The sequence below is a fragment of the Mycobacterium colombiense genome (assembly GCF_003284975.1).
In the GTDB taxonomy this organism is placed as follows: domain Bacteria; phylum Actinomycetota; class Actinomycetes; order Mycobacteriales; family Mycobacteriaceae; genus Mycobacterium; species Mycobacterium europaeum_A.
Genome location: NZ_QMEU01000002.1, coordinates 1 through 25950, shown reverse-complemented (window position 1 = coordinate 25950; position 25950 = coordinate 1). Strand labels below are relative to the sequence as shown.

At 65.8% G+C, this 25950-nt stretch carries 27 protein-coding genes; 14 read left to right on the top strand and 13 right to left on the bottom strand.

Annotated features, from left to right (window positions below; genetic code table 11):
- Nucleotides 1-33 precede the first annotated feature (33 nt).
- Nucleotides 34-507 (top strand): hypothetical protein, encoded by a 474-nt coding sequence (locus tag DQP58_RS01125; RefSeq protein WP_112706681.1) that lies wholly within the window; start codon nucleotides 34-36, stop codon nucleotides 505-507.
- Nucleotides 508-512: 5 nt separating this feature from the next.
- On the opposite strand, the gene DQP58_RS01120 is transcribed toward DQP58_RS01125, so the two are convergent.
- The 6 genes from DQP58_RS01120 to DQP58_RS01095 form a co-directional block, all read right to left on the bottom strand.
- A complete protein-coding gene (locus DQP58_RS01120; RefSeq protein ID WP_112706680.1) occupies nucleotides 513-1379 on the bottom strand; it encodes an alpha/beta fold hydrolase in 867 nt (288 codons plus the stop codon).
- 15 nt (nucleotides 1380-1394) lie between these two features.
- Nucleotides 1395-1793, bottom strand: a complete 399-nt coding sequence (locus DQP58_RS01115; RefSeq protein WP_064882584.1) for a Rieske (2Fe-2S) protein — start codon at nucleotides 1791-1793, stop codon at nucleotides 1395-1397.
- 1 nt (nucleotide 1794) lies between these two features.
- A complete protein-coding gene (locus DQP58_RS01110; RefSeq protein ID WP_066864369.1) occupies nucleotides 1795-2940 on the bottom strand; it encodes an amidohydrolase family protein in 1146 nt (381 codons plus the stop codon).
- Nucleotides 2941-2969: 29 nt separating this feature from the next.
- Nucleotides 2970-4061, bottom strand: a complete 1092-nt coding sequence (locus tag DQP58_RS01105; protein WP_112706789.1) for an amidohydrolase family protein — start codon at nucleotides 4059-4061, stop codon at nucleotides 2970-2972.
- 247 nt (nucleotides 4062-4308) lie between these two features.
- On the bottom strand, nucleotides 4309-5202 hold the full coding sequence (locus tag DQP58_RS01100) for an NAD(P)-dependent oxidoreductase (RefSeq protein WP_112706679.1): 894 nt from the start codon (nucleotides 5200-5202) through the stop codon (nucleotides 4309-4311).
- A gap of 9 nt (nucleotides 5203-5211) precedes the next feature.
- Nucleotides 5212-5592: a carboxymuconolactone decarboxylase family protein gene (locus tag DQP58_RS01095; protein WP_112706678.1), complete on the bottom strand. Its 381-nt coding sequence runs from the start codon at nucleotides 5590-5592 to the stop codon at nucleotides 5212-5214.
- Between the two features lie 293 nt (nucleotides 5593-5885).
- Here DQP58_RS01095 and DQP58_RS01090 point away from each other — a divergent pair, with 293 nt between their 5' ends.
- From DQP58_RS01090 to DQP58_RS01080, 3 genes are all read left to right on the top strand, one after another.
- Nucleotides 5886-6503, top strand: coding sequence for a nitroreductase family protein (locus DQP58_RS01090; RefSeq protein ID WP_112706788.1), 618 nt, complete (start codon nucleotides 5886-5888; stop codon nucleotides 6501-6503).
- A 123-nt stretch (nucleotides 6504-6626) separates the two neighbouring features.
- Nucleotides 6627-7625, top strand: a complete 999-nt coding sequence (locus DQP58_RS01085; RefSeq protein ID WP_066864359.1) for an acyl-CoA dehydrogenase family protein — start codon at nucleotides 6627-6629, stop codon at nucleotides 7623-7625.
- Nucleotides 7609-8784 carry an acyl-CoA dehydrogenase family protein gene (locus DQP58_RS01080; RefSeq protein ID WP_112706677.1) on the top strand — a complete coding sequence of 392 codons (1176 nt, stop codon included), beginning with the start codon at nucleotides 7609-7611 and terminating at the stop codon, nucleotides 8782-8784. Before DQP58_RS01085 ends, DQP58_RS01080 begins: the two co-directional genes overlap by 17 nt.
- Nucleotides 8785-8789: 5 nt before the next feature.
- Here the strand turns inward: DQP58_RS01080 and DQP58_RS01075 are convergent, their stop codons facing one another.
- The 7 genes from DQP58_RS01075 to DQP58_RS01045 all read right to left on the bottom strand — a co-directional run bounded on the left by DQP58_RS01075 (nucleotide 8790) and on the right by DQP58_RS01045 (nucleotide 14846).
- Nucleotides 8790-10166 carry an alpha/beta hydrolase gene (locus tag DQP58_RS01075; protein ID WP_112706676.1) on the bottom strand — a complete coding sequence of 459 codons (1377 nt, stop codon included), beginning with the start codon at nucleotides 10164-10166 and terminating at the stop codon, nucleotides 8790-8792.
- A gap of 255 nt (nucleotides 10167-10421) precedes the next feature.
- Nucleotides 10422-11021 carry a hypothetical protein gene (locus DQP58_RS01070; RefSeq protein ID WP_112706675.1) on the bottom strand — a complete coding sequence of 200 codons (600 nt, stop codon included), beginning with the start codon at nucleotides 11019-11021 and terminating at the stop codon, nucleotides 10422-10424.
- A complete protein-coding gene (locus DQP58_RS01065) occupies nucleotides 11018-11905 on the bottom strand; it encodes a hypothetical protein (RefSeq protein ID WP_112706674.1) in 888 nt (295 codons plus the stop codon). The genes DQP58_RS01070 and DQP58_RS01065 overlap by 4 nt, the downstream gene beginning before the upstream one ends.
- 55 nt (nucleotides 11906-11960) lie before the next feature.
- Nucleotides 11961-12356: a hypothetical protein gene (locus DQP58_RS01060; RefSeq protein WP_112706673.1), complete on the bottom strand. Its 396-nt coding sequence runs from the start codon at nucleotides 12354-12356 to the stop codon at nucleotides 11961-11963.
- A gap of 121 nt (nucleotides 12357-12477) precedes the next feature.
- Nucleotides 12478-13842: a cytochrome P450 gene (locus DQP58_RS01055; protein WP_112706672.1), complete on the bottom strand. Its 1365-nt coding sequence runs from the start codon at nucleotides 13840-13842 to the stop codon at nucleotides 12478-12480.
- A gap of 48 nt (nucleotides 13843-13890) precedes the next feature.
- Complete coding sequence (locus DQP58_RS01050; RefSeq protein ID WP_067023400.1) at nucleotides 13891-14091, bottom strand: ferredoxin; 201 nt, start codon at nucleotides 14089-14091, stop codon at nucleotides 13891-13893.
- Between the two features lie 53 nt (nucleotides 14092-14144).
- Nucleotides 14145-14846: an SDR family NAD(P)-dependent oxidoreductase gene (locus DQP58_RS01045; protein ID WP_066880500.1), complete on the bottom strand. Its 702-nt coding sequence runs from the start codon at nucleotides 14844-14846 to the stop codon at nucleotides 14145-14147.
- Nucleotides 14847-15127: 281 nt separating this feature from the next.
- Between DQP58_RS01045 and DQP58_RS01040 the strand changes: the two genes are divergently transcribed.
- From DQP58_RS01040 to DQP58_RS01000, 10 genes are all read left to right on the top strand, one after another.
- Nucleotides 15128-16663 carry an aldehyde dehydrogenase family protein gene (locus DQP58_RS01040; protein ID WP_112706671.1) on the top strand — a complete coding sequence of 512 codons (1536 nt, stop codon included), beginning with the start codon at nucleotides 15128-15130 and terminating at the stop codon, nucleotides 16661-16663.
- Nucleotides 16660-17865 carry a CaiB/BaiF CoA transferase family protein gene (locus DQP58_RS01035; protein ID WP_112706670.1) on the top strand — a complete coding sequence of 402 codons (1206 nt, stop codon included), beginning with the start codon at nucleotides 16660-16662 and terminating at the stop codon, nucleotides 17863-17865. Before DQP58_RS01040 ends, DQP58_RS01035 begins: the two co-directional genes overlap by 4 nt.
- 222 nt (nucleotides 17866-18087) lie before the next feature.
- On the top strand, nucleotides 18088-18270 hold the full coding sequence (locus DQP58_RS26570; protein WP_133259332.1) for a hypothetical protein: 183 nt from the start codon (nucleotides 18088-18090) through the stop codon (nucleotides 18268-18270).
- On the top strand, nucleotides 18260-19078 hold the full coding sequence (locus DQP58_RS01030) for an MlaE family ABC transporter permease (protein ID WP_112706669.1): 819 nt from the start codon (nucleotides 18260-18262) through the stop codon (nucleotides 19076-19078). Before DQP58_RS26570 ends, DQP58_RS01030 begins: the two co-directional genes overlap by 11 nt.
- A gap of 7 nt (nucleotides 19079-19085) precedes the next feature.
- Nucleotides 19086-19931 (top strand): ABC transporter permease, encoded by an 846-nt coding sequence (locus DQP58_RS01025; protein ID WP_066864323.1) that lies wholly within the window; start codon nucleotides 19086-19088, stop codon nucleotides 19929-19931.
- Between the two features lie 19 nt (nucleotides 19932-19950).
- Complete coding sequence (locus tag DQP58_RS01020) at nucleotides 19951-21213, top strand: MCE family protein (RefSeq protein WP_112706668.1); 1263 nt, start codon at nucleotides 19951-19953, stop codon at nucleotides 21211-21213.
- Nucleotides 21210-22232 carry an MCE family protein gene (locus DQP58_RS01015; RefSeq protein ID WP_112706667.1) on the top strand — a complete coding sequence of 341 codons (1023 nt, stop codon included), beginning with the start codon at nucleotides 21210-21212 and terminating at the stop codon, nucleotides 22230-22232. Before DQP58_RS01020 ends, DQP58_RS01015 begins: the two co-directional genes overlap by 4 nt.
- Nucleotides 22232-23350, top strand: a complete 1119-nt coding sequence (locus tag DQP58_RS01010; protein ID WP_112706666.1) for an MCE family protein — start codon at nucleotides 22232-22234, stop codon at nucleotides 23348-23350. The genes DQP58_RS01015 and DQP58_RS01010 overlap by 1 nt, the downstream gene beginning before the upstream one ends.
- A gap of 8 nt (nucleotides 23351-23358) precedes the next feature.
- Complete coding sequence (locus tag DQP58_RS01005; RefSeq protein WP_205869307.1) at nucleotides 23359-24774, top strand: MCE family protein; 1416 nt, start codon at nucleotides 23359-23361, stop codon at nucleotides 24772-24774.
- On the top strand, nucleotides 24771-25950 hold a 1180-nt coding region (locus DQP58_RS01000), incomplete at its 3' end, for an MCE family protein (protein ID WP_112706787.1). The genes DQP58_RS01005 and DQP58_RS01000, both read left to right, overlap by 4 nt.

Sequence of the window (25950 nt, the reverse complement as noted above, 5' to 3'; positions counted from 1 at the left end):
CGGCCTGCCATCGTGTTAGTTAGGCTTGCGCACATGCGAACTGCGGTGGTGCGTGTCAACGTTGACCCGGAAAGCGTGCTCACGCCCGCACGACTACGCGACGGCATGGCGGCCCTCCTCGAGCTGGTAGCCGCGGCCGGCGCCGACGTGGTCGACAATGACCTCGCATCGCGGCCCGCGACCCGCCGCGAACTGGAACTGCTCATCGCGGCCGAAGACGCCGACACGGCCAAGGCCACCGCGATCGGATTGTGCGCCAGAGCATTCGGCGTTGATCCCGCTGCGGGAGTGGTCACCTTCGTCAGCCGGGGAACCGACGACGACGCGCACGGCGTCCTGTCCGCATTCGGGCTCACCGGTGACATCGAGCGCACGCCGGGCGAGGACGGTTTCGACATCGTCCGAGTGACCCTGCGCGAGTCCGACCTCGAACGGATTCCGGAAAGCCGCGTGCACACGGCGCTGGAGGCGTCGCTGAATTGTGAGGTCCACATCCGCACCGTCTAGCGCCATTACGAACCCAGGAATTCCAGGATCGCGGGCGCCGCCTGCACCCAGGTGTCGAACATGTTGAAGTGCTGCACCCGGCCCGCGGCACGGTCCTCGGACGCGCGCTCCCACGCATCCTCGGGCCACGGCGGGTCGATGAGCTTCGATCCCTTGATCAGGCAGCTGACTTCCAGCGACGTCCGCTTCGGGTGATCCATGTCGTTCTCGCCGCCACGAATGATCAACGTAGGCACCTTGATCCGATCGAACATCTCGTCCTCGACCCCCGGAATCGTCTGTCCCGGCTTGGAGACGAAGGCGTTGAGCCAACGCAGCATGAGCTTGAGGAATTCATCCTTGTCGAAGTCGAGGAATCGCTGCTTGTTGTTCGGGTTCTCCTCGATGCGCTCACGCCATTCGGCCACCTTCATCACGCCGTCCATGCCGGTGCCGCGCACCGCGAGGATGCTGGGAATGATGTAGAACGAACCGAGCACGAAGGTGCCGTAGGTGCCGCCGACGATGTTCCACACCACGAGCTTGGTGACCATCTCGGGATAGAGCATGGTGGTCAGCATGGAATCCCTTGCGCCGCCGGAGCCCCCGGCCAGAATGCAGCGCTCGAAGCCCAGGCCGGTCACCAGCTTGTGCAGCGTCTCGGCGCGCATATGCGACTCGCTCTGCCCGTAGAACTGCACATCGGAGGCACCACAGTTCGGCCGGTCCCACAGCAGCACCCGGTAGCCACCCGCGGCCAGCGCTTCGGCGAGCGGGCGCAGGCCGGGGATCTCCTTGCTGAACCGGCCGCCCGGCGTCAGCGCAATGAGATCGCCAGAGTCACCGAGGATTTCGTAGACGACATTTCCCCCGTTGATCTCAATAGAAGGCACCCGATTCTCCTGTGGTTAGGCCTGAACCAAAACGTCGTTGCCGACGACGCGCACCGGATAGGTGCGAATACTCCATTCCGGCTTGACCGCCGTCGTGCCGGTCGCCAGCTCGAAACCCCATTGGTGCCAGGGGCAGTAGATGTATTCCAGGTCGCGCACCATGACCGAGTCGCCCGGCGCGGTCTCGTCGACGATGGTGCGCCCCCGGGCCCGTCCCGAACATAGCGGGCCGCCTTGGTGGGGGCAGTAGTTAGCGATGGCGTAGAAGGTGCCGTTGACGTTGTAGACGCCGACGCCGTGGCGCCCGATCGGCACCAGTTTGTGTGTGCCCGGCGGGATTTCGTCTACGGTGGCGACAACATGCTCGCGGCCCTGGGCGAGACGGGGCTCGGGCCGTTTGGTTTCTTCCGTCAACTCAAAGCACCCGGGTCTGACCCTCGAGGACCGGCACGGTCTCGGGCAGGTGATAGGTCGCGATGCCGTTCTTGTACATCACCGCGTCGCGGGCGTGCTTGGGCAGGTGCTTGACCAACCAGCGCGGGTCGTCGAACGTCCAGTGCGGGTAGTCCGAGGAGAACAGCAGGATCTTTTCGCACTCCATCCATTCCAGCGCGCGGGTCAGCTCGGTCTTGTCCTCGGGATAATCCAGCGGCTGGGTGGTGAACTTGATGTGGTCCTTGACGTACTCGGACGGCTTGCGCTTGATGTCGAGCCACGACTTGCGGGCGTCGTAGATCGCGTCCATGCGCCACATCAGCGGCAGGATCCAGCTGAAGGCGTGCTCGACGAACACGATCCGCAGCGTCGGGAACCGGTCGAAGACGCCGTCGAAGATCAGGCTCATCACCTGGTTGGCCGCCAGCAGGGAGTAGGTCACCATGAAGTCGTGGTTGTAGCTGGGGAATCCCACCGGCGGAATCGGCAGCTCGTCGAACTGGCTGCGCGACAGGTGGCAGCTCACGGTGATGTCATTCTTGGTGGCGGCCGCCCAGATCGGGTCGTACTTCGGGTGGCCCCAGGACGGCCGCGGCTCGGCCTTGATCAGGATCTGCGCCATGAAGGGGTGCCCGGCCCAGCGCTCGATCTCGCGGACCGACTCCTCCGGCTCCTCGATCGCGATGCAAATCGAGCCCCGCCACCGCTCGTGCCAATTGTTGTGGCTGTCCAGCCAGTGATTGGCCTGCCAGTCGTTCAACGCGGCCGACATGGCATGCTGCGCTTCGGGAATGCGCGCCGGATAGGCCGCGGGCTCCAGGATCGCGATGTCGGACCCGGCCTCCATTATCAGCTGGCGAAACGCCAAATCCGGGTCGCTGCAGGGGAACTCGCCGTTGGCCGGAAACGAGTCCACGCGCATCGCGTAGGAGTGCGCGTAGTCGGGTGCGTCGTAGTAGATCTGCTCACCAACCGTGCGAGTGAGGAAGTACTTGCTGCGCCACGGCTCGGGGATGTACGGGAGCAGCTCTCCGCGCTTGGGGGCCGGGTGGACATCCGAGTCGACGCAGCGGACGGCTATGCGCTCGGTAGCGGGAACCCGCTCCTGCGAATGGGTCAACGTCATCTGGCTCTCCTCAGTCTTTCGCGATACTTCTACTGTGCGCCCACCCCGGCGGGAATGTCTATGCCGTAGAGCCGCGCCGCGTTGCGCCAGCACAGCTTCTCGCGCTGCTCGGCGGACAACGCGCTGGGCAGTTTGCTGACATCGCCGCATTGCCAGTGTGGATAGCTCGACCCGAACATCACCATGTCGTCTTTGCCGGTGAAGCCGAACCATTCGCCGGCGAACTCGACGTCGCCGGGTCCGTCGAGGCTGCCCTGAACGAAGAACACGTGACCGGGCAGGTAGTCGCTGGGAATCCGCGGTGCCCACGGCGTCTGCTCCAGGTGCGGACGGCCGAAGGTGTCCATCCGCCAGATGAACGGCGTGATGAAGTCGGCGGCGCCGTCGCCCCAGACGAACTTGAGGCCATCGAACCGCTCGAACACACCCTCGGCGATCATGTTCATCAGGTGATACAGGTAGTTCAGCGCCATGAAGCTGACGTACTGCTCGTAGGTGCGGGTGTTGCCGTTCGGCGTCGGCGGGAACGCGATGCCCGACCCGACCTCGATGTGCGCGGCGACGGGCAATCCGGCGTCGACGGCAGCCTCCCAGATCGGCCAGAACTGCGGTTTGCCGTACAACTCGCGGGATTGCAGCGGGACGCCGATCTGGACCACCCGCGGGTGCGCACGCCACCGCTCGATCTCGCGCAGCGCGCCGGGGATGTCGTCGGGGTTGACCCGGATGGTGCCGCGGAACCGCTCGCCGAACTGGCCGGACTCTAGCCAGTTCGACACCATCATCTCGTTGTGCGCGGCGTGCAGGGCGCTGCCCAGGTGCCGGTCCGGCATGATGCCGCGCGCCATCGGATGCAGAAGCGCCACATCGACGCCGCGCTTCGAAAACAGTTCATTGGCAACGAAATCCGGATCCGAACCCGGGTACTGGCGGTCCGGGCCCTCGGTGTTGGGCGCGTACTCACCGCCGGGGGCGCCGTACCAGTCCATCTCGTAGTCCGGAAAGCCGCGGCTCTTGAACGGCTCGCGCAGGGTCTTGCGCAGGGCCTTGTTCGACGGAAAGAAGATGTGCACGCTCGCGTCGATCAACGGGGTGCTGGTTCCGTCGGCGTGTGTGATCACGAAAGCCACCCTTCGGCTGCGGCGGCAAACGCCGTCCGCGCGAGGTCAGATGATAGCCAATCTAACATTTTCGTCGGTGATCCATCAACGGGTTTCCGGTAAGCATTTCGTTTAATCATCGTCGCTGGTGGCGGGCGTTTCGCGGTCGTTGGAGCAAGTATGGTTCTTCATTCCGGATAATATCATTCTCCGCGTTACGACGGACGCGAACTGCGGGGCTCGTCGCCCCGATGGCCACGGCCACGGGCTAATCCGATCGTCCGCCGACCGTCACACCCGCGGCCCGCTCCAACGGTTTGATCACCGCCGTGAAGTCGGAGTCGGGCCCCTCGTCACGGGCGAGCGCCTCCCACAGCCGGCCGACCGTCTCGGCGACCTCGGCGGGCACGCCCAGCGCCCGTGCTTCGTCGAGATAGAGACGCACATCCTTGAGCATCAGCCCGGTGGCGAAGCCGTAGTCGAAGGTGCGCGGCAGGATCGCGCGGGGGAACTTGTCGCGGCTCGCGCTCGTCGCACCCGATCCCGCGTTGAGCACCTCGATCATCACGCCGGCATCGAGGCCGGCTTTGACGCCCATCACGACGACTTCGGCGGTGGCGGCCAAGACGTTTGCCGCCAAGATGTTGTTCGCCAGTTTCATTGTCTGCGCCGCGCCGGGCTTGTCGCCGACATACACCGGCCGGCCCAGTGCTTCGAGCGTGGTTCGCACGAGGTCGAATTGGTCGCGCGGGCCGGACACCATGAGCGCCAGGGTCCCTTTATCCGCCCCGCCGACGCCGCCGCTGACCGGGCTGTCCATCGCCACGATGTTGCGCCGGGCCAGCATTGCGTGGATTCGCACCGCCATTTGGCTACCGACAGTGGACAAGTCGACGTAGCGCCGCACCCGTGCGCCCTCGATCACGCCCGCCGGACCGGTCGCCACCGTTAGCGACACGCCCGGGGTGGGCAGGCTGGCCAGCACCGTTTCGGCGCGGTCGGCGACCTCCTTGGCCGACGACGCCGGGCGGGCGCCGAGGGCGACGATGCGCTCGAGCGCGTCGCCGCGAGTGTCGAAGGCGACGACGTCGTGATTTTCCCGGAGGAGGCGGGATGCCATGGGAAGGCCCATGTTTCCCAGCCCGATGAATCCGATCTCCATGCTGCGTCCCTAGTCCCGGTCCAGTTCGGCGAACGCCTCACCCGCGATGCGAAAGCTGTCGACTGCGGCCGGCACGCCGGCGTAGATGGCCACCTGCAGGAAGACCTCGCGGATCTCCTCGCGGGTGACGCCGTTGGTCAGTGCCGCCTTGACGTGCGTACGCAATTCGTTGGGCCGGTTGAGAACCGAGATCATCGCCAGGTTGAGCATGCTACGGATCTTCCTTGGCAGTTCCTCCCGGCCCCACACGGCACCCCAGCAGTATTCGGTCACGAGGTCTTGCAGGGGACCGGTGAAGTCATCCGCGTTGGCCAACGCGCGGTTGACGTATTCCTCACCCAGCACCTCGGAGCGGATGTCAAGCCCCCGCTGGTAGGTTTCACGATCCAATGCACTTCTCCCTTCAGTTCGGGGCAGCGGCCCTCGATGTTGTCGCGCGTGCGCCGGCGAGGTTCCGATTGCCTGAGCGCAGTCTTGCACCGCGGTCGCTCGGCGGGGTCTACAGTCGAGGTTCTAATGCAGCTGTCCGCTCTCTGTTCTCATTGCCGCCGGACGGGTGCTGGAACGTCGCGGTAACCAAAAGTCTTGCGCCGCAAGGAATACGAACTGACGGTGCGGACCTGAGCGACTCTGGACGTAGAGGAGAAGCAGTGACCGGAGCAAGCGCGGACATCTGGGAAGTGATGTCGACGGCCCGGACCATCCGGCGCTTCACCGACGAACCGGTGGACGATGCGACTCTGGCGCGCTGCCTCGAGGCGGCCAGGTGGGCCCCCTCGGGCGCCAACGCGCAAGGCTGGCGATTCGTGGTGCTGCGCTCGCCCGACCAGCGGGCGGTGGTGGCCAAGGCCGCGGCCCACGCGCTGGAAGTGATCGAGCCGGTCTACGGCATGAGCCGGCCCGCCGCCGACGACAACAGCCGCCGCGCCCGCACCTACCGTGCGACATACGAATTGCACGACCGCGCCGGTGAATTCACTTCGGTCCTATTCGCCCAGGCGCATTATCCGACGGCGTCCGAACTGCTGCTGGGCGGTTCGATCTTTCCCGCCATGCAGAACTTTCTGCTGGCCGCTCGCGCCCAGGGCCTCGGCGCCTGCCTGACCAGCTGGGCCTCGTACGGCGGTGAGCAGCTGCTGCGGGAAGCCGTTGGGGTACCCGAGGGCTGGATGATCGCCGGCCACATCGTGGTGGGGTGGCCGAAGGGCAAACATGGCCCGCTGCGGCGGCGCCCACTGGCCGAATTCGTCAACCTCGACCGTTGGGACCAAGCCGCCGACGGCCTCGTGACCAGCGGTTAGGTCGCCCGACGGAGTCCGCTTGTCAGCAGCCTTGCGGTGACCCCATGCCCGGATTCAGAGATTATTACTTCCGCAACCGAGAATGGTATTCTCGCGTGACAGTCACGACGAGAGGCGGCGCGGATGCTGTTGGAGTTCGATGCTGACCAGCGACTGTGGCAGGACACGGTGCGCGACGCCGTCGCGAAGCAGTGCCCGCCGTCGTTGGTGCGCAGCGTGGCCGAAGAGGGCGTCGACCCGAGCCCGTTGTGGAAATCGTATGTAGACCAGGGCTGGACCGAGCTCAGCGATGCGGACAGCGCCGTCGAGTTGGCCATCGTGCTCGAGCAGCTCGGCCACGCCACCGACCCCACCCCGTACCTGGCGACGATGAGCCAGTTCGCGCCGCTGGCCGCAGACCGCTTCGACCCTCACCAGTCGGGCACCGCGGTCTACAGCGGGGTTGCCGCGCACCGCGACGCCGAGGGTTGGGTCCTGGAAGGCACCGCGCGGCACGTGCTCGACGGAGATCGGGCGGATCGGTTGGCGGTGGTGACCGACGCCGGGGTGTTCCTGGTCGCGTCCGGTCAGGTGTCGGCCCGGCGCGCGGCGGTGTTCGATCCGGTACTGCACGTCGCCGACCTGTCATTCGCCGAGGTGCGGGTGCCCGACAGTGACCGGCTGACCGTCGACGCGGAACGCGCTCACCATTTCGCTTTGACCGGCATGGCGATCACGATGGTTGGCGCCTGCCAACGCATCCTCGACCTGGTCCTCGAGCACGTGAGTAGCCGCCAGCAGTTCGGCGTGGCGATCGGCTCGTTCCAGGCCGTGCAGCACAAGGCCGCCGACATGCACGTCGCCGTGCAACGGGCGCGCGCGCTGGCCTACTTCGCCGCGTTGACGATCGCGGCCGACGATCCGCGCCGCCGGCTGGCGGCCGCGATGGCCAAGGCGTCGGCCGGCGAATGCCAGTCGCTGGTATTCCGGCACGGCCTACAGCTGCACGGCGCAATGGGATTCACGTGGGAGAACGACCTGCAGTTCGCGCTGAAACGAGCCAAGGCGGGCGAGTTGATGCTCGGCGGCGCGGCGGAGCACCGGGCGCGGATCGCGGAGGAATACCGTGCAGCTGACTTTTGATTCCGACGTCGAGGAGTTCCGGACGGAGTTCTCGGCGTTCCTCGACGAAAACCTGCCTCCCGCAAGCGAAACGCTCGAACGTCCCCGGTCGGTCTCACACATGCCGCAGTGGGCCCGCGACTGGCAGCGGCTGTTGTTCGACAACGGCTGGCTGCTGCCCAGCCAGCCGCCGGAATTCGGCGGGCGCAACGCCACGGTCATTCAGCAGTTCGTCTATCTCGAGGAACTGAGCCGCCGGCGGATCTACCACAGCTTCAACCCGCAGGGCGTGAATATCGTTGGGGCATCGCTGTTGTCGTTCGGCAGCGACGAGCAGAAGCGGCGTTGGGCGGTGCCGATTCTGCGGGCCGAGATCACCGCGTCGCTCGGCATGAGCGAACCGAGCGCGGGCTCCGACCTGGCGTCGCTGCGCACTCGCGCGGTGCGCGACGGAGACCACTTCGTGGTCAATGGGCAGAAGGTGTGGACCTCGGGCGCCCACGACGCCGACGTCCTGCTGACGTTCGTGCGGACCAACCCGGATGTGCCGAAGCACAAGGGAATCAGCGCGCTCATCATCCCCACCGCTACCCCGGGCCTAGTCCGTCGGCCGTTCCCGTCGATCTGCGGTGCCGACGATCTGGATTTCAACGAGGTGTTCTTCACCGACGTTCGGGTGCCGGCCGAGAACCTGGTCGGCGAGCTCGACCAGGGGTGGCGGGTGGCCAACGGCTCGCTGGGGCATGAACGCACCATGATGTGGCTGGGTTTCGCCGATCGCCTGGAGAACATGATCGACGACTTCCATCCGAGCACCGACGTCGAGCGTGACCAATACGCCAGCACCATCATGGACAAGCAGGCCCTGCGGCTGTTGGGTTCGGCGGCCCTGGCGCGCGCCGCGCGTGGCGAAGATGATGTGGCCGCAATCTCGGTGCTCAAGCTCCTAGGCTCCGAGGCCGAGTTGCGTGGCATGGAACTGGCGCTGACGTCCGCGGGATCCGATGGACTGGTGCATCCGGGCCTGACGGGCCCGTACGCGCACATGAATCTGGACCACTACTTCGCCAGCTGGTTCGAGCGCTACGCCCGCAGCTTCTCCGGGACCATCGCCGGCGGCACGTCGGAGATCCAGCGCAACATCATCGCCCAGCGGGTACTCGGCCTGCCGCGCGGCTAGCGCGGTCACAGGGCTTGCTGAGAGCCGTTGCTGGGCAGGGCGATTCGGTTCACACCCGGGGTGTGCAGCTGGCCGGCCAGCCACGGGAGTGCGGTGGAGAACGCCATGCCGGCGGTCGGCCAGTCGTGCTTTCCGGTCTGGGCCACGACCGCGCAGTCGATGCCGTTGGCCCGGCCCAGCCCGCACAGGGACGAGGCGGCCGCGGCCTGGTTGCCCGGGTCGGCGGCGGCGGCGCGACCGGCGACGGCCATCGCGGCGGTGTCCACGGTGGTGATGTCGCGGCGCGGCGAATCACCCGACGAGATGGCGAACCAACCGGATACCCCGGTGTAGCGACCGTGGCGGTTGATCACCGTGGTCGGGTCGAACCTCGCCCACGCGTCGGCATCGCCGTCGAACAGGTTGGCGATGGTTTGCTCCTTGGTCCCGGTGTTGGGGGTCAGGTCGCCCTCGATGTCGACGAACGAGCTGAACATGTTGGGGTGCATGACGGTCAGGTCCACCGCGCAGGTTCCGCCCATCGACCAGCCGACGACGCCCCAGCGGGACGGGTCGGGGCTGACACCGAAGTTCGAGATCAGGTACGGCACAACGTCTTTGGTCAGGTGATCGGCCGCGTTGCCGTGGCTTCCGTTGACGCATTCGGTGTCGTTGTCGAACGCGCCGCCCGGATCGACGAACACCAGCACCGGCGCGTTGCCGCCGTGCGCGGCCGCGAAGGCGTCGACGGCATCCACGGCACCGCCGGCGCGCACCCAGTCGGCGGGCGTGTTGACCATGCCGCCGATCATCATCACCGTCGGCAACTGCGGCGGCGGGTAGCTGGCGAACCAGGCCGGCGGCAGGTAGACGAGTTCCTCACGGTGCTTGAATTGCGAAGCGTCTTCGGGGATCACGACCGGCACCAGGCTGCCGTGCGGCGGCTTGGAGCCCTTCGCCGCCAGCGTGGTGACCGTGGCCTTGTCGACCTGGTCGGGCAGCGGAACCGAGGTGAACTGATTCCACGCGCTCTGAACGGTCTGGAAGTAGCCGACCCATTGGTTGAGCACCAGCAGCGAGCAGAGCAGGCACAGCGGCACGGCCAGGATGGATAGTCCGCGCCGCCACCACCGCGCACCGCGCCAGCCCAGGATCAGCACCGCCATGGCCATACCGACCAACGCGATCCAGACGTACAGCGCGTCCGGTGCCGCCGCGCTGATGCAGTGGCGCGCCCCGAGCGCCGTGCCGACCCCGACGACGCCAGCGGCGGGCAGCCAGAGCAGGTGCCAACGACGCGATCGCCAGCCGGCGGCAACCGCCAGGGTGAGCGGGGTGACGATCTGGGCCGTGATCGGCACCCAACCGTGCATTAGAGATATGTGGTTGCCCAGTAGCGACATGGCGATTCCTCCTCCCGGCTGCCGACGATTCAGCGGCGTGAGAAAAGGATCGAATGCCGGCCTCGGCGGATCCTTGGTGAATCCTTGGGCATGGTCCCGGCGGCCGGAGCCCGGCGGCGCAGGCTCGCTACGTCGAGTGTGAATCCACGGTGTCGAGTGTGAAACCTGGGCGGCGACACGCCCGGCGTGTCGGCGCCCTCAGCTCACAGTGAAAGCCGCGGATTCACGCGCAACGGTCGGACTAGCTGAAACGGCCTAGACCGGGTCGAACTTGGTGATCAGCCAGGCGCCGTTGACTTGGGTCAAACTCACCCGCACGCTGCTGGAAGCCATCGCGGGGTCGGGATTGTCCTTGCTGGTGGTGCTCTGGTCGACGAGCACCAGCACGACCGCCGAATTCGGGTGTAATTCCTGAACCGCGGCCCCCAACACCCGGGCGTTGGTTTTCAGTGACTTCTGCTTGGCTGCCGGCGCGACGATCTGTTCGGTGAACTGGTTGTAGTACGACAAGAAGTCGCCGGACAGGTGGGTCTTCGCGTTGGCGAAGTCCTTGTCGAGCGACTCCGGTGAGTACGACAGCAACGCGACGGTGCCGTCGGACGCCGCGTTGGCGACCGCGCTCGCGACGCTGGCGTCGGTCTGTTTGTCGGGCCGGTACTGCTTGAAGTACAGCCACGTCGCCGTGCCGCCGGAAAGCAGCAGCAGCACAATCAGAATCACGGGAACGACTTTCACCCTGCGCCGCGCAGCTGGAGTGCTACTTTCGTCGCGGTCCGTTTGGTCGACGGAGTCGTGGTCGACAGAGTGGTCGACGGAGTCGTCGGCAGTGTCGATGCCGGGCTGGTCCTCGGTCACGGAATGAACTCCACGTTGGACATCTTGTATTGCCCGCCGTCGTTTTTGACGGTCACTTTGAGCCGCCAATTGCGTGGCTCGTCCTTGGCGCCCGCGGCGTTGGTGATGTGCGATGTCGCCGCGACGAGAACCAACGCGAAGTCCCCGTTGACGGATTGCACGGCCGCCGCATTCACGGTTCCCTGGGTGACCACTTTGGATTGTTCGACGACGGTCGTAAAATCCTTTGCGCGAGCTTGGAAGTCGTCCCGGAACTGGCCGGTCGAGCTGTCGATCACCCGTTGGACGTCCTCCTTGGCCTTATTGAAGTCCATGGAAGTCAGGTTTACGACACCTTGTCGGGCTCCCGCGAGAATGTTGGCGGCGCGGTGGTCGCGCTCGATCGTTTCATTGTGGTTCCACACCATGTATCCGCTGGCGCCGAGGAAGGCGCAGATGAGCAGGATGACCGCCGCTTTCCACACCACGGACCACGAGGGCAGCCGCAGACGCCGCCGAGAGCGGGCCGGCTCCGCCTGCGCTTCTGTCTCTTCGGCGGTTTCGTCCGAGGACGCTTCATCCTCGGACTCGGCTGCTTCGGTGCCGGTTGCCTCGACGGTTTCGGTGACGTCGTCGTCGGTCTCCGGCTCGGCGGTGTCGGTTCCGTCCTCCTCGGCGGCCGGCGACTCTTGGGCGGTCTCGGGCTCGGTTGTGGCCGCGGTCGCTGTCTCGGTCTCGGTCTGGGCCAGCGCTTCGCGCCGGAGGCGGGCGGCGCGAGCGCGGGCGCGGGCCGCGGCGGCCAGCGCCTCGGCTTCGGCGGCCTCGGCCTCGGCCTCCTCGAGCAACGCCTGCACGTCGGCCTTCGAGGTGGCCGAATCCACCGGCGCTTTCTTATCCTCAGCCATCGTGGCTACTGCCCGTCGCCGTCATGATCGACCGACTCCTGTACCTCTCACGCGGCTACCATCGCACGAGCGAGAAAGGCCAGCTGTTGGCGCCCCCCGGTCCGCCGCCGCAGCCGGTGTCGAACGTCGAGTCGACCTGACCCGCCAGCGTCACCGGATCCCATGAGTAGACGTCATGCGAGGGAAAGAACTGGACCACGCAACGCACACCGAAGGGGTCGTCAGCGGCCATGACATAGCGGCCGTCGGTCAGGTGGGCCTCTCCCCGCCAGGGCGCCGCCTGCCCGTTGGGCTGCGGCGTGGCGTACACCTGCAAGCATCCCGGCGCCGGATGAACGCACGGGTTGATCGACCAGATCCAGCTGTGGCCGGGATCCCGGTTCGTGTCCACTCGGTAATTGGAATACAGCATGTCCGCGTGGGCGCTCGGCGTGACAGTCAGCGCGGCCATGGCAAGCGCAAGGCTCATTGCGAAAGTCTTCACCGATGCGTCTCCCTCTGTGCGCACGCGTTTGGCTCAAATATAAGACGCGGTCACGCCGAACAGGCCTACTCGCGAAATTCTGAGCGGCTCAGTCGATGACCGCGGCTTCCTTGCGTTCGGTGATCGGCCGGGCGAGTTCCTGTTCGTCGCAGATGCGCTGAAGCTTCTCCAGTGTTTCGTCGAGGCCTGCCCCGACCTTGCGGCCGGGCGTGAAGGTGGCCGGCAACTTGCGCATGCCCTGGATGACACCGATGGTCTCGTAGTGAACGGTGCCCTCCGGATCGCATTTATAGTCGGGCATCCGGTCGAGGACCGCGGTGAGCATGGATTTGAACACGGTGCGTGCCACGTTCGAGCCGATGCAACGGTGCACGCCCAGCCCGAAGCTGAAGTGCCGGTTGCCTTTACGGTCGAGGATGATCTGGTCCGGGTCGTGGAACACCGAGGGGTCGCGGTTGGCCATCGCCCACGAAATCCACAGCCGCTCACCCTCTTTGAACTGAGTGCCGTCGAGCTCGGTGTCCTCGGAGAAGGTCCGGCCATCTCCGGGCGCCGGGGTGAAGTAGCGCAAGAACTCCTCGGTCGCGGGGTCGAGCAGGGTCTTGCGCTCGTCGCTGAGCAGTTGTCGTTGCTCCGGGTGTTCGGAAAGCCATTCCAGCGAGTGGGCGGTCAGCGCGGTCGTGGTGTCGAATCCCCCGCCGATGACCAGGCCGAGGTTCCCCAGGATTTCCAGCTCCGGGGCCGGCTCCCCGTCGATGCGCATCTGGAGTAGGCCGTTGACGATTCCGGGCCGCGGGTTCGCGCGGATCTCGATCATGTTGTTGACCATGTCGAGGCCCATCTCGCGGTGCATCGCGGTGACGCGCTCGATGTCGGGGGAGTGTTCGGGCGTGTATACCGCGGCATGCACCGGCTCGCTGTACAGGTTCCACTTCTTCAGCGGGATGCCCAGCATCGCCAGCGTGAAGACGGCGGGCACGATATTGGCCAGGTCGTCCACGAAGTCAATGCGGCCACTTTCGATCTTCTCGTCCAGGCAGGCGCGCGTGACGTCGTCGATGAACGGTTCCCAGCGCTTGATCGCCGCGGGCGACAGGTACGGGTTGAGCACGGTTCGGTAGATGCGGTGCTCGGGGTCGTCCATCTCCAGTATCCCGCCGCGCACCGCGCTGACCCGGCTGGCCGTGGGGATCGAAATGCCTTTGTAGCCGCGGCGTTCGCCGTGGATGTCGTGATCGTTGGAGACGGCGGGGCAGCGGGCCAGCTCGAACACCTCGTGGCTGCCGGCCGCAACCCAGTGGCCGCCATAGGTTTCCGTCCACGCCATCGGGCACTTGGCGTGCATCTCTTCGGTGATCGCCTTGAACTTCGACCGGTATTCCGAGGAATGCCGGTCGAAGTGGTACCGGTTCTTCTTGCGGTCGCTGTCATTGACGACGTCGTCGACGCTCAATGCTCTGTCTCCCTATGTGTTTGCCGTAGCTACGGAACGGATAGCGGCTCAGGCGTCGTCGGTGATCATGATGGCCTGCTCCGGACAGGACTGCGCGGCCTCACGGACCTGGTCCTCGCGGTCGGCGGGCACCACCTCGTCGACCGCCGACGAACTGCCGTCGATGTCGCTGAGCTGAAACGATTCCGGAGCGATCATGGCGCACAGGGTGTGGCCCTGACACCGCTGCGAATCCACCCAGACCTTCACGGGTTGTCTCCTCTCACACTGGTTACCGGGCGCGGCCGACGGATCGCCACCGCTCAGGTGTTGCGGCCGCCGTTGACGCCCAAGATCTGACCGGTGATGTAGCCGGCCTCCTCGGACACCAGGAACGCGCACGCCGCCGCGATGTCCTGCGGCGTGCCCATCCGACGCACCGGCGTCCGCGCGATGGTCTCGTCGATGTCGCCGAGGAATCCGTTCTTCTCGGCGGCGCGCAGCATCGGGGTGTCGATGAAGCCCGGCGGCACCGCGTTGACCGTGATGCCCTTGGGCCCGTACTCGAGTGCGAGCGACTTCGTCAGGCCGTTGACCGCCGACTTGGCCGCGACGTAATGACTCATGTAGGGCGCACCGGAATGCGTGCTCGACGACGAGATGTTGACGATGCGTCCCCATCCCGCCTCGACCATGTCGGGGAGCACCGCCTGGACGGTGTGAAAGACGCCGTTGAGGTTGACGTCGATCACCCGCTGCCAGTCCTCGAAGGTGATGTTGTTGAACTTCTTGAACCCGTCGAGGCCGGCGGCGTTGACCAGAACCGTCACCGGCCCGAGTTGCGCGCGGACGGCCGACAGCGCGGCGTCCACTTGCGACCGATCGGTGACGTCGGCGGTGAAGGCGAAATCGGCTTCCGACGGTCGCAGGTCGATGGAGGCGACGTTCAAACCGTCGGCCCGCAGGCGTTGCGCGACGGCGAGACCGATGCCGGATCCGCCGCCGGTGACTACCGCAGTCTTCATGTAGAGGCCTCTGCTCCGGAGGGGGCCATTTCAGTCACAAAGAATCTCCCTTACAATTATGAGAACCTTACTCTCCGCGCGGATCGCCGTGCAACATGCGCCTAACACCGCGTCCAGCCTGCGGGAAAGGCCCTGGCCGGCAGTGTACGGCCGGTTGCGGCCCTGGTCAGCACCCCGAATCTCATTCCTGAGACTTTCTTGAATTATCAAAACTCGAATGTAAGATTCGCCGGGGAAGAGAATGAAATTATCGTGATCGCCACCACACTAGGGGGTACGGAATGCCTGCCCAGGACACGGCAGAGCCCGCCACTGGAACCACAGTGACCGTCGCGGATGCCGCGTCTGAGTCCCACGTCGACCGCCGTCTGTTGATCGATGGCCGGCTGGTCAGCGCCGACAGGACATTCCCCTCGATCAACCCCGCCACGGGTGCGGTCATCGGGCATGCGCCGGACGCCGGTGGCGAGGAAGCTCAAGCGGCGATCGCGGCCGCCCGGCGAGCGTTCGACGAGACCAGCTGGCCCACCGACGTCGAGTTGCGGATCCGCTGCCTCGACCAGTTGCACCAGGCGCTCGTCGACCACGCCGAGGAGTTGCGCGACCTCACCATCGCCGAAGTGGGCGCCACCCGCGCGCTGACCCAGGGCGCTCAGCTCGACGAGCCGATCGGCATCGTGCGCTTCTACGCGGACCTGCTGCGCACCTATCAATTCACCGAGGACTTGGGCGAAAAAGAATCGCGAGGCATGCTCCACCACCGCTGGGTGGAAAAGGAAGCCGCCGGGGTGGTCGGCGCCATCATCGCCTACAACTATCCCAACCAGCTCGCGCTGGCGAAGCTCGCCCCGGCGCTGGCCGCCGGATGCACGGTGGTGCTCAAGGGCGCCCCGGACACACCGCTGGTCACGCTGGCGCTCGGCGAGCTGATCGCCAATCACACCGACATTCCGGCCGGGGTCGTGAATGTGCTGAGCTCGTCGGATCCGGCTGCCGGGGTAGCCCTGACCACCAGCCCGGCCGTCGACGTCATCACCTTCACCGGGTCGACCGCGGTCGGACGCAAGATCATGGCCGCCGCGAGCGACACCGTCAAGCGGGTCTTTCTGGAGCTGGGCGGCAAGTCGGCGGCGATCATGCTCGATGACGCCGACTTCGCCAACGCGGCCGTGTTCGCGGCCTTTAGTATGGTCACCCACGCGGGCCAGGGCTGTGCGCTCACATCCCGGTTGCTGGTGCCCAGGTCGCACCACGACGAAATCGTCGAACTGATCGCCCAGAACTTCGCCAAGGTGCGCCACGGCGACCCGGCCGATCCCAAAACCTATATGGGACCGCTGATCAACCAGCAGCAGCGGGACAAGGTCGACGGCATGGTGCAGCGCGCCGTGGCCGCCGGGGCGACCCTGGTCACCGGGGGCAAGCGGCTCGACCCCGGCTACTTCTATGCGCCGACGCTGCTGACCAACGTCGATCCCGACAGCGAGATCGCCCAGGACGAGATCTTCGGGCCGGTGCTCGTGGTGATCGCGTTCGACGATGACGACGACGCCGTGCGTATCGCCAACAACTCGATCTACGGGCTGGCGGGCGCGGTGTTCAGCCGCGATCAGGACCGCGCGCTGGCCGTGGCGCGCAGGATCCGGACCGGATCCTTCTCCATCAACGGCGGCAACTACTTCGGCGCGGACAGCCCGTTCGGGGGTTTCAAGCAGTCGGGCGTGGGCCGGGAGATGGGGGTCGCGGGGCTCGAGGAGTTCCTCGAGCGCAAGACCTTCGCCGTGCCCGCCGTCTCAGCGAAAGGAGCCGGCGCATGAGGCCGCTCGAAGGCATCCGCGTCCTCGAAGTCGCCATGTACGGGTTCGTGCCCTCGGCGGGTGCGGTGCTCGCCGAATGGGGTGCCGACGTGGTCAAGGTCGAGCACGCGGTAACCGGTGATCCGCAACGTGGACTGCGACAGACCGGGATGCTGCGCGTCGAGGGCGATCCCAACCCCAACATCGAGCACGCCAACCGCGGCAAGCGCAGCATCGGGCTGGACATGTCCGTGCCCGAGGGTAAGGAAGTGCTCTACGAGCTGGCCCGCCGCTCGGATGTGTTCCTCACCAGCTTCCTGCCCGACCACCGGCGCAAGTTCGGCATCGACGTCGACGACATCCGCGCGGTGAACCCGAAGGTCGTCTACGCGCGCGGCAGTGCGCTCGGCCCGCGCGGCGAAGAGTCGACCAGAGGCGGCTACGACATGACCGCCTTCTGGTGCCGGGCCGGCACGGCCGCCACCATCACTCCCGCCGGCATGCCCGGCATGATCGCGCCGCCCGGACCGGCGTACGGCGACACCATCTCGGGTACCAACCTGGCCGGCGGCATCGCGGCGGCGCTGCTCAAGCGCGAGCGCACCGGCGAACCGTCCGTCGTCGACGTCTCGCTGCTGGGCAGCGGGCTGTGGTCGCTGGGGCACACGGTCGCGCTGACGAAGCATCTGAACCAGCGGCTGGAATCGCCCCCGCCGGGCGTGCACGGCGCGCCCAACAACCCGCTGGTGGGTTTGTACACGACATCCGACGGCCGCTACATCTCCTTCGTGATGATGCAGCCCACCAAGTTCTGGGCCGACGTGTGCCGCCACGTCGACCTGCCGGAGTTGGCCGACGACCCGCGCTTCGACAGCGTCGAAAACATCGCCGCGAACACCGCGGACGCGGTCGAGCTGCTGACCAAGGCCATCGCCGGTCGCACGCTGGCCGAGTGGAGCGAGCGCTTCGCCACGCTCTCCGGGCCGTGGGCGCCCGTGCAGGACACCCTGCAAGCGACCGAGGATGCGCAGATCCGCTCGAACGAGTACCTGGTGCGGGCGGGCGAACTCGAGCTGGTGGCCAACCCGGTACAGTTCGACGTCGCAGCGCCACAGACCGGGCCAGCCCCCGGATTCGCAGAGCAGACCGACGAGATCCTGATGGAGCTCGGCCTCGACTGGGACCGCATCATCGAACTCAAGACGGCCGGCGCCGTCACGTGAGCACTATATGGACTGGAGTCAGCCGCGACATGCTTGAGCCGACCGTCGCTTGCGTTGGGACGCAGTCGCCTTGCGCCCGTGCACCGATCGCGGAATGCGCGATAACGGTTATGCATTTTTCGCTCCGCCCGGACGCGGCATGAGTCATAATCGCCGGACGCTTCAAGACGTGGGGCCCCTCGTTTTGCAGCGCCAACTCACGCAACAGAACGGAGGTCTGGCGTGAGCGAGGTCGCGGCTGTCACTTCCAAGGTCGATGCCGGAAACTGGCTGCCCGCTGAGCATTTCGCCCTCGTCAGCGGGCGTTTACGGCCGTCAATTCTGCTGAACTTACCGCAGCCGTTGCGCCAGAACAAGACTGCCGGTCTCGTAGCGTGGAAAGGGTCTGACGCCGATGGCAACTAAGGGCGCCGACCACTGGTCAGCGGGATTGCCGCAGCTGAAACTGAAATGGGACTTCACGGGGCCCATGCATGCCGTCGGCGCCCTGTTTGCGATGTCCGCCGACGCGGTCAAGTTCCTGTTCCGCCGGCCCTTCCAGTGGCGGGAGTTCTTGGAGCAGTCCTGGTTTGTCGCGCGGGTGTCGCTGGCTCCCACCTTGTTGGTCGCCATCCCGTTCACCGTCCTGGTCAGCTTCACGCTCAACATCCTTTTGCGTGAACTGGGCGCGGCGGATCTCTCCGGTGCGGGCGCCGCGTTCGGTGCGGTCACCCAGCTCGGCCCGCTGGTCACGGTTTTGATCGTTGCGGGTGCCGGCGCTACGGCGATGTGCGCGGACCTCGGAGCGCGGACGATCCGCGAAGAAATCGACGCGATGGAGGTGCTGGGCATCAACCCGGTGCAACGTCTGGTCACACCGCGCATGCTGGCCTCCGGATTGGTCGCCTTCTTGCTCAACAGCCTGGTGGTCATCATCGGCGTCCTTGGCGGTTACGTCTTTTCCGTATTTGTCCAAGACGTCAATCCCGGCGCGTTCGCCGCGGGCATCACGTTACTCACCGGCGTTCCCGAGGTGATCATTTCGTGCGTCAAGGCAGCGCTTTTCGGCCTCATCGCCGGCCTGGTCGCCTGCTACCGCGGCCTGTCGATCACCGGCGGCGGCGCCAAGGCCGTTGGCAACGCGGTAAACGAAACCGTCGTCTACGCCTTCATGTCGCTGTTCGTCGTCAACGTGGTCGTCACCGCGATCGGCATCAAGATGACGGCGAAGTAGGGCTGCCATGGCACTGAGGGCCGCATACCCGCGTCTGACCCGGCAACTCGAGAGGCCGGTCGCCCTGATGGGGCGGATCGGCGATCACACCCTGTTCTACGGCAAGGCGCTCGCCGGGGTGCCTTTCGCTGCCACCCACTACACGCGCGAAGTCATTCGACTGGTCGCCGAGATCAGCATGGGCGCGGGCACTTTGGCGATGATCGGCGGAACCGTGGTGATCGTCGGCTTCTTGACGCTGGCAGCGGGCGGCACCCTGGCCATCCAGGGGTACACCTCGCTGGGCAACATCGGCATCGAGGCGCTGACGGGCTTTTTGGCCGCGTTCATCAACGTGCGCATCGCGGCACCGGTGGTCGCCGGGATCGGTCTGGCGGCCACCTTCGGCGCCGGCGTGACCGCTCAGCTGGGTGCCATGCGGATCAACGAAGAAGTGGATGCCTTGGAGAGCATGGCCATTCGGCCGGTCGCCTACCTGGTGAGCACCAGGATCCTGGCGGGAATGATGGCGATCACGCCGCTGTACAGCATCGCCGTCATCCTGTCGTTCGTGGCCAGCCAGTTCACCACCACGTTCCTACTCGGACAGTCGCAGGGTTTGTACCAGCACTACTTCAACACGTTCCTGAACCCGATCGACTTGTTGTGGTCGTTCCTGCAGGCGATTCTGATGGCGCTCACCATCCTGCTGATCCACACCTACTACGGCTATTTCGCCTCCGGGGGGCCGGCCGGCGTCGGCAACGCGACCGGCAACGCGGTGCGCACCTCGCTCATCGTCGTGGTGTCGGTGACCCTGTTGGTCTCGCTTTCTATCTACGGTACGAACGGCAACTTCAACCTGTCCGGTTAGCAGAGGAGGTGAAACAGCAATGACGCAGAATGTTCCGGCGGGTCGCGGCGCGGTCGCGGGTCGACCGGCGCGCGCCGGCCATGCGCGACCGCCGGCCGGGCGGAATTACCTGCCCCCCTTGCTGGGACTGGCCACCGTCCTCATCATCGGTCTGATCTTCGCCGTCGCGGTGGGTCTGTTTCAGGGCTCCTTCACCGAAACCGTGCCGGTGACGGTCATCTCGCAACGAGCCGGCCTGGTCATGAACCCCGACGCCAAGGTCAAGATGCGCGGCGTGCAGGTGGGCAAGGTGTCCTCGATCGAGCCGCTGCCCAACGGCGAGGCCGCCATTCACTTGGCGATGGACCCGTCACAGATGCACTTCATCCCCGGCAACGTGCTCGTCAATATCGCCTCGTCGACGGTCTTCGGCGCGAAGTCCGTCGAGCTGGTCCCACCCGACCAGCCCTCGGCCCAACGGCTACGCAGCGGCCAGACGCTGCAGGGCCAGCACGTCATGGTCGAAATCAACACGGTATTCCAGCAATTGGTGTCGGTCCTGAGCCACATCGACCCGCCCAAGCTCAACGAGTCGCTGGGTGCGCTGGCACAGGCGTTCAGTGGGCGGGGCCCACAGCTTGGCCAGTCGCTGAGCGACCTGGATTCGTTCCTGGCCAGGCTGGAGCCGAGCCTGCCCGCGTTCCGGCACGACCTCGCTGTCTTACCGGCGGTGTCCAACGCCTATGCCGACGCGGCACCCGACCTGGTGAAGACCGCCGCCAACGCGACCCGAATCAGCAAGACACTTGTCGACGAGCAGCACAACCTGGATGCGTTGCTGATCAGCGCGATCGGGTTGGCCGACATCGGCAACGACGTGTTGTCGACGAACCGCCAACCGCTGACAAATGTCTTGCATCTGCTGGTGCCGACGACCGATCTGACCAACGAGTACGCCCCGGCGCTCAACTGCGCTTTCGCGGGGCTCGGAACGCTTTCGCATGGGGCGCCGTTGTCGGAACCGAGCATCAACATCTCGGCGAGCCTCACGTGGGGCGCCGAGCGCTACCGCTATCCGACGAACCTGCCCAAGGTCGCGGCGACGGGCGGCCCGCAGTGCGTGGGCCTGCCGAAGCCGCCGTTCAACACGGCCCCACCGCAGCTGATTGCCGATACCGGCGCGAATCCCGTCAATTACGGAAACCCACAGCTGTTGATCAACTCCGATCTTCTCAAGCAGCTGCTGTACGGGCCCATCGCCGGACCGCCACGCAACTCCGCGCAGATCGGACAGCCCGGATGAGGACGCGCGCAACGCTGATCAAGTTCACGATCTTTGCGGTCGTGATGGCGATGCTTACCGCCTTCCTGTTCTTCATCTTCGGTCAGTACCGGACGGGTTCGGTGACCGAGTATTCGGCGGTGTTCACCGACGTGTCGCGCCTCAAGCCGGGCCAATCGGTGCGGGTCGCCGGGATCCGGGTGGGCACGGTCAACAGTGTGTCGCTGCAGCCGGACAAGAAGGTTGTGGTGAAGTTCGACGCCGACCGCAACGTCGTCCTCACCGAGGGCAGCAGGGCGGCGGTCCGCTACCTCAACCTGGTGGGCGATCGCTACCTCGAACTCGTCGACGGTCCCGGCTCGCCCAAGCGGCTGCCGGCCGGCGGTCAGATTCCGGTCAGCCGCACCGCTCCGGCGCTCGACCTCGATCTGCTGCTGGGCGGGCTGAAACCCGTTACGCAGGGCCTGAATGCCCGCGATGTCAACGAGCTGACCTCCGGACTGTTGCAGGTCTTCCAGGGCCAGGGCGGGACGCTCGAGTCGCTGTTCGCTAAGACGACCTCGTTTTCAAATGCCTTGGCCGACAACGACCAAACCGTGCAGCAACTGATCGACAATCTCAACATCGTGATCGGCACGGTGGCCAAGGACGGCAAGCAGTTCTCCGGCGCCATTGATCGCCTCGAGCAGCTTGTCAGCGGCCTGTCGGGTGACCGCGACACCATCGGATCCGCCATTGACGCCCTGGACAAGGGAACGGCCTCGTTGGCGGATCTGCTGGCGGAGGCCCGCCCGCCGCTGTCGGGCACCATCGCTCAGTTGAACCGGCTGGCGCCGATCCTCGACGGCGACAAGGACCGCCTCGACGCCGCCCTGCAAAGGGCACCGAGGAACTACCGCAAGCTGGTCCGGCTCGGCGTGAACGGCGCCACCATCCCGTACTACATCTGCCAATTCGGGCTCCGGGGCACGGACCTCAATGGCAAGACAGTGCGCGCCAACATCTTCAGGTCAGATGCAGGAAGGTGTACGGAACCCTAATGCTCAAGTATCGCGGAGCTGGGCTCGTCAAGCCCGGACTCATCGGCGTCGTCCTGGCGGTGATGGTCATCCTGGTCGGCCTGTCGCCCGACCGATTCATCCAATGGGCGACGATGGTCCGTTACCAGGCGCTGTTCACCGAAGCCGGCGGTCTTGCGACGGGCAATCCCGTGATCGTGTCGGGCATGAAGGTCGGCTCCGTGTCGGATGTGAAGCTGAGCCACGGCGATGCCCTGGTGACCTTCGCGATGAAGGGCAACATCCTGCTCGGCTCGGAGACTTCCGCGCACATCCGCACCGGCACGCTGCTGGGCGAGCGGATGCTGACAGTGGAATCGGCCGGCAGCGGCACGATGCACCCGATGACTCTGATCCCCGTCTCGCGCACGTCGTCGCCGTATTCGTTGAGCGAAGCGGTCAGTGACCTGACGTCGGACACGGCCGGCACCAACACCACCGCGCTGAACCAGTCGCTGGACACGCTGGCGGCGACGCTCGACCAAATCGCACCCCAGATGGGGCCGGCCTTCGACGCGCTCACCCGGTTATCGCGAACCCTGAACAGCCGCAACAAGAACCTGGGCGAGTTGTTCAAGAGCGCCGGCGATGTCACCGGGATCCTTTCTGAACGCAGCATGCAGGTCAACAAGCTCATCCTCAACTCGGATTCTCTGCTCCAAGTGCTGGTCGCACGCAGGCAAGAGATCGTGGACCTGCTGGCCAACACCTCGGTGGTGGCCAAGCAGCTCACGGCGTTGGTGCACGACAACGAAGCCACTTTGGCACCGACGCTGGAGCGGCTGAACAGGGTCCTTGGAGTGTTGGAGAAGAACCGAGACAACATCGGCAAAGCGCTGCCGGGTCTCGCCAAATTCGAGATCACGGTCGGTGAGGCTATCGCCGGTATGTACGCCTACCAGGCGTTCGCCCCGAACTTCCTTATCCCGCAACTCTTCCAGGAGTTGTTCGACTACCTCTGGGGATTCCGCACCTTCGATACCTCCAAGGGCCCCGGCTTCCCGTCGCCGGTGCCTCGGGCGCTGACCCCCTGGCCGTATAACTCCATTCCCCAGTGCCCCGGCTGCACGCTGGGTGGACGGATCGGAGGATCGCAGTGACCTCCCGGATGTCCCGGATTCCGCGCAAGCGGCTGGCGGCCGTGACGGCGGTCGTGCTGGTCGGCCTGATCATTGCCGGCGCCGCCATGGTCGTCCGGAACACGTTCTTCGGGCCACGCACGATCACCGCCTATTTCACCACCGCCACCGCGATCTATCCCCATGACGAGGTGCGGGTCTCCGGTGTCAAGGTCGGCAACATCAAATCCATTCAGCCGCAGGGCACCCAGGCCAAGATGGTCCTCAAGGTCGACCGCGACGTGCCCATTCCGGCGGACGCCAAGGCGGTGATCGTCGCGCCGAATCTGGTAGCCGCCCGCTACGTCCAGCTCTCGCCGGCCTATCGCGACAGTGGGCAGGTGATGCGCGACGGGGCGGTCATCCCCGTCGAACGGACCGCGGTACCAGTCGAGTGGGACGAAGTCAAAACCCAGTTGATGCGGCTGGCAACGGATTTGGGACCTAAGAGCGGGGTTTCGGGCACGTCGGTGGGCCGGTTCATCGACAGCGCCGCTAACGCGCTCGACGGCAACGGCGACAAGCTGCGGCAAACGCTCGCGCAACTGTCCGGGGTGGGCCGGATCCTCGCCAACGGCAGCGGCAACATCGTCGACATCATCAAGAACCTGCAGACCTTCGTCGGCGCGCTGCGCGACAGCAACGTGCAGATCGAGCAGTTCAACGGTCGCCTCGCCACGCTCACCAGCGTGGTCAACGACAGCAAATCCGACCTGGATGCGGCGCTGACCGATCTGTCGACGGCGGTCGGCGAGGTGCGGCGGTTCATCGCCGGGACCCGCAACCAGACCAGCGAGCAGATCGCCAGGTTGGCCGATGTCACGCAGAACCTGGTCGATCACCACATGGCCCTGGAAAACATTCTGCACGGCGCGCCGAACGCGTTCGGCAACTTCTTCAACGACTACAACGCCGACACCGGAACCATCGTCGGCGGGTTCGGGCTGATGAACATGTCCAATCCCACGTGGGGCGGTCAAGTTCTGCTGAGCGTGCCCGGTTGCACGCAGATCGGTGCCATCGAGAACATCACCGCGGTCGAATCGGGCAAGCTGTGCTCCCTGTTCCTGGGGCCCGGGCTGCGGCAGACCAGCTGGAACAATTCGCCAATTCCCATTAACCCGTTCATAGCCAAGTCGGTCGACCCGGCCAGGGTTCTCTATACCGAACCGCGCCTAGCGCCCGGCGGCGAGGGGCCGAAACCCGGACCGCCCGAGATCCCGCCTGAAGTGTCGGCCTATACCGGCCTGCCGGGTGATCCGGTGGGGCCGCCGGGGGCGGTGCCGCCGGAGCGGATACCGGGCGCGGCGATGCCGCTGCCGCCGCCGCCGTCGACACCGGTGCCGCCACCACCGGCGCCGTCCGTGTCGGGCATGCTGCTGCCAGACGAGGGGCCACAACAATGATCGCTCGGGTGGTCGCTCGGCGGGTGTTCACCGTCGGCTGTTGCGTGGCGTTGACGACGACGGGTTGCGCATTCCACGGCCTGAATTCCCTACCGCTGCCCGGTGCGGTCGGACGCGGGCCGGGAGCCAACATCTACCACGTCGAACTCCCGAATGTCGGGACGATGGAATCGAATTCGCCGGTGATGATCGACGACGTCGTCGTCGGCAGCGTCGGCACGATGCGGGTGCAAGGCTGGCACGCCGACGTCGACATCTCGGTCAAGCGCGATGTCGTCGTCCCGGCCAATGTCGTAGCCACCGTCGGTCAGACCAGCCTGCTGGGCTCAATGCATGTCGAGCTCAACACACCGCTCGGTCAGCAGGGCAGCGGACGGCTGCAGCCCGGCGCCACCATCCCACTCAGCCGGTCATCGGCCTACCCGTCGACGGAGCAGACGCTGTCGTCGTTGGGCGCGGTCGTCAACGGCGGCGGACTGGGACAGATCGGGGAGGTCATCCACAATTTCTCGGCCGCCCTGTCCGGGCGCGAGGGCGCGGTGCGTGACCTGATCACCCGCCTGGACACGTTCGTGGGCACACTGGACGACCAGCGCGACAACCTCGTCGCCTCCATCCAGGCGTTGAATCGGCTGGCCGGCACATTCGCCGACCAACGCGACGTCATCACCGACGCGCTGCGCAAGATACCGCCGGCGCTCGAGGTGTTGATCAAGGAGCGGCCGCGCCTGACGGCCGCTCTGGATCATCTTCGCGTGTTCAGCAACACCGCCACCCGGCTAATCAACGACTCCCAGGCCGACCTGGTCACGAATCTCAAAAACCTGGAGCCGACCATCAAGGCGCTCGCCGACGTCGGACCGGACTTCGGCGCGGCCATCGCGGCGTCGTTCGTGTTCCCGTTCACCCAGAACTTCGTCGACCGTGCGGTCCGAGGTGACTTCTTCAACCTGCATTTCGATTTCGACCTCACGATCCCGCGGCTCAAGAAGGGATTGTTCCTGGGAACCCACTGGGGGCAGCTGGACATGCCCGTTCCACCGGTGCCCGGGGACCCGTATCGCATGAACTACACGCTCGATCCGTTGCATAACCCGCTGAGGCCGCCGTGGATCGATCCCAACGCGTTGCCGCTGCCGCCGCCACCGCCGGGTGCGAGGACGACGCGGACAATCC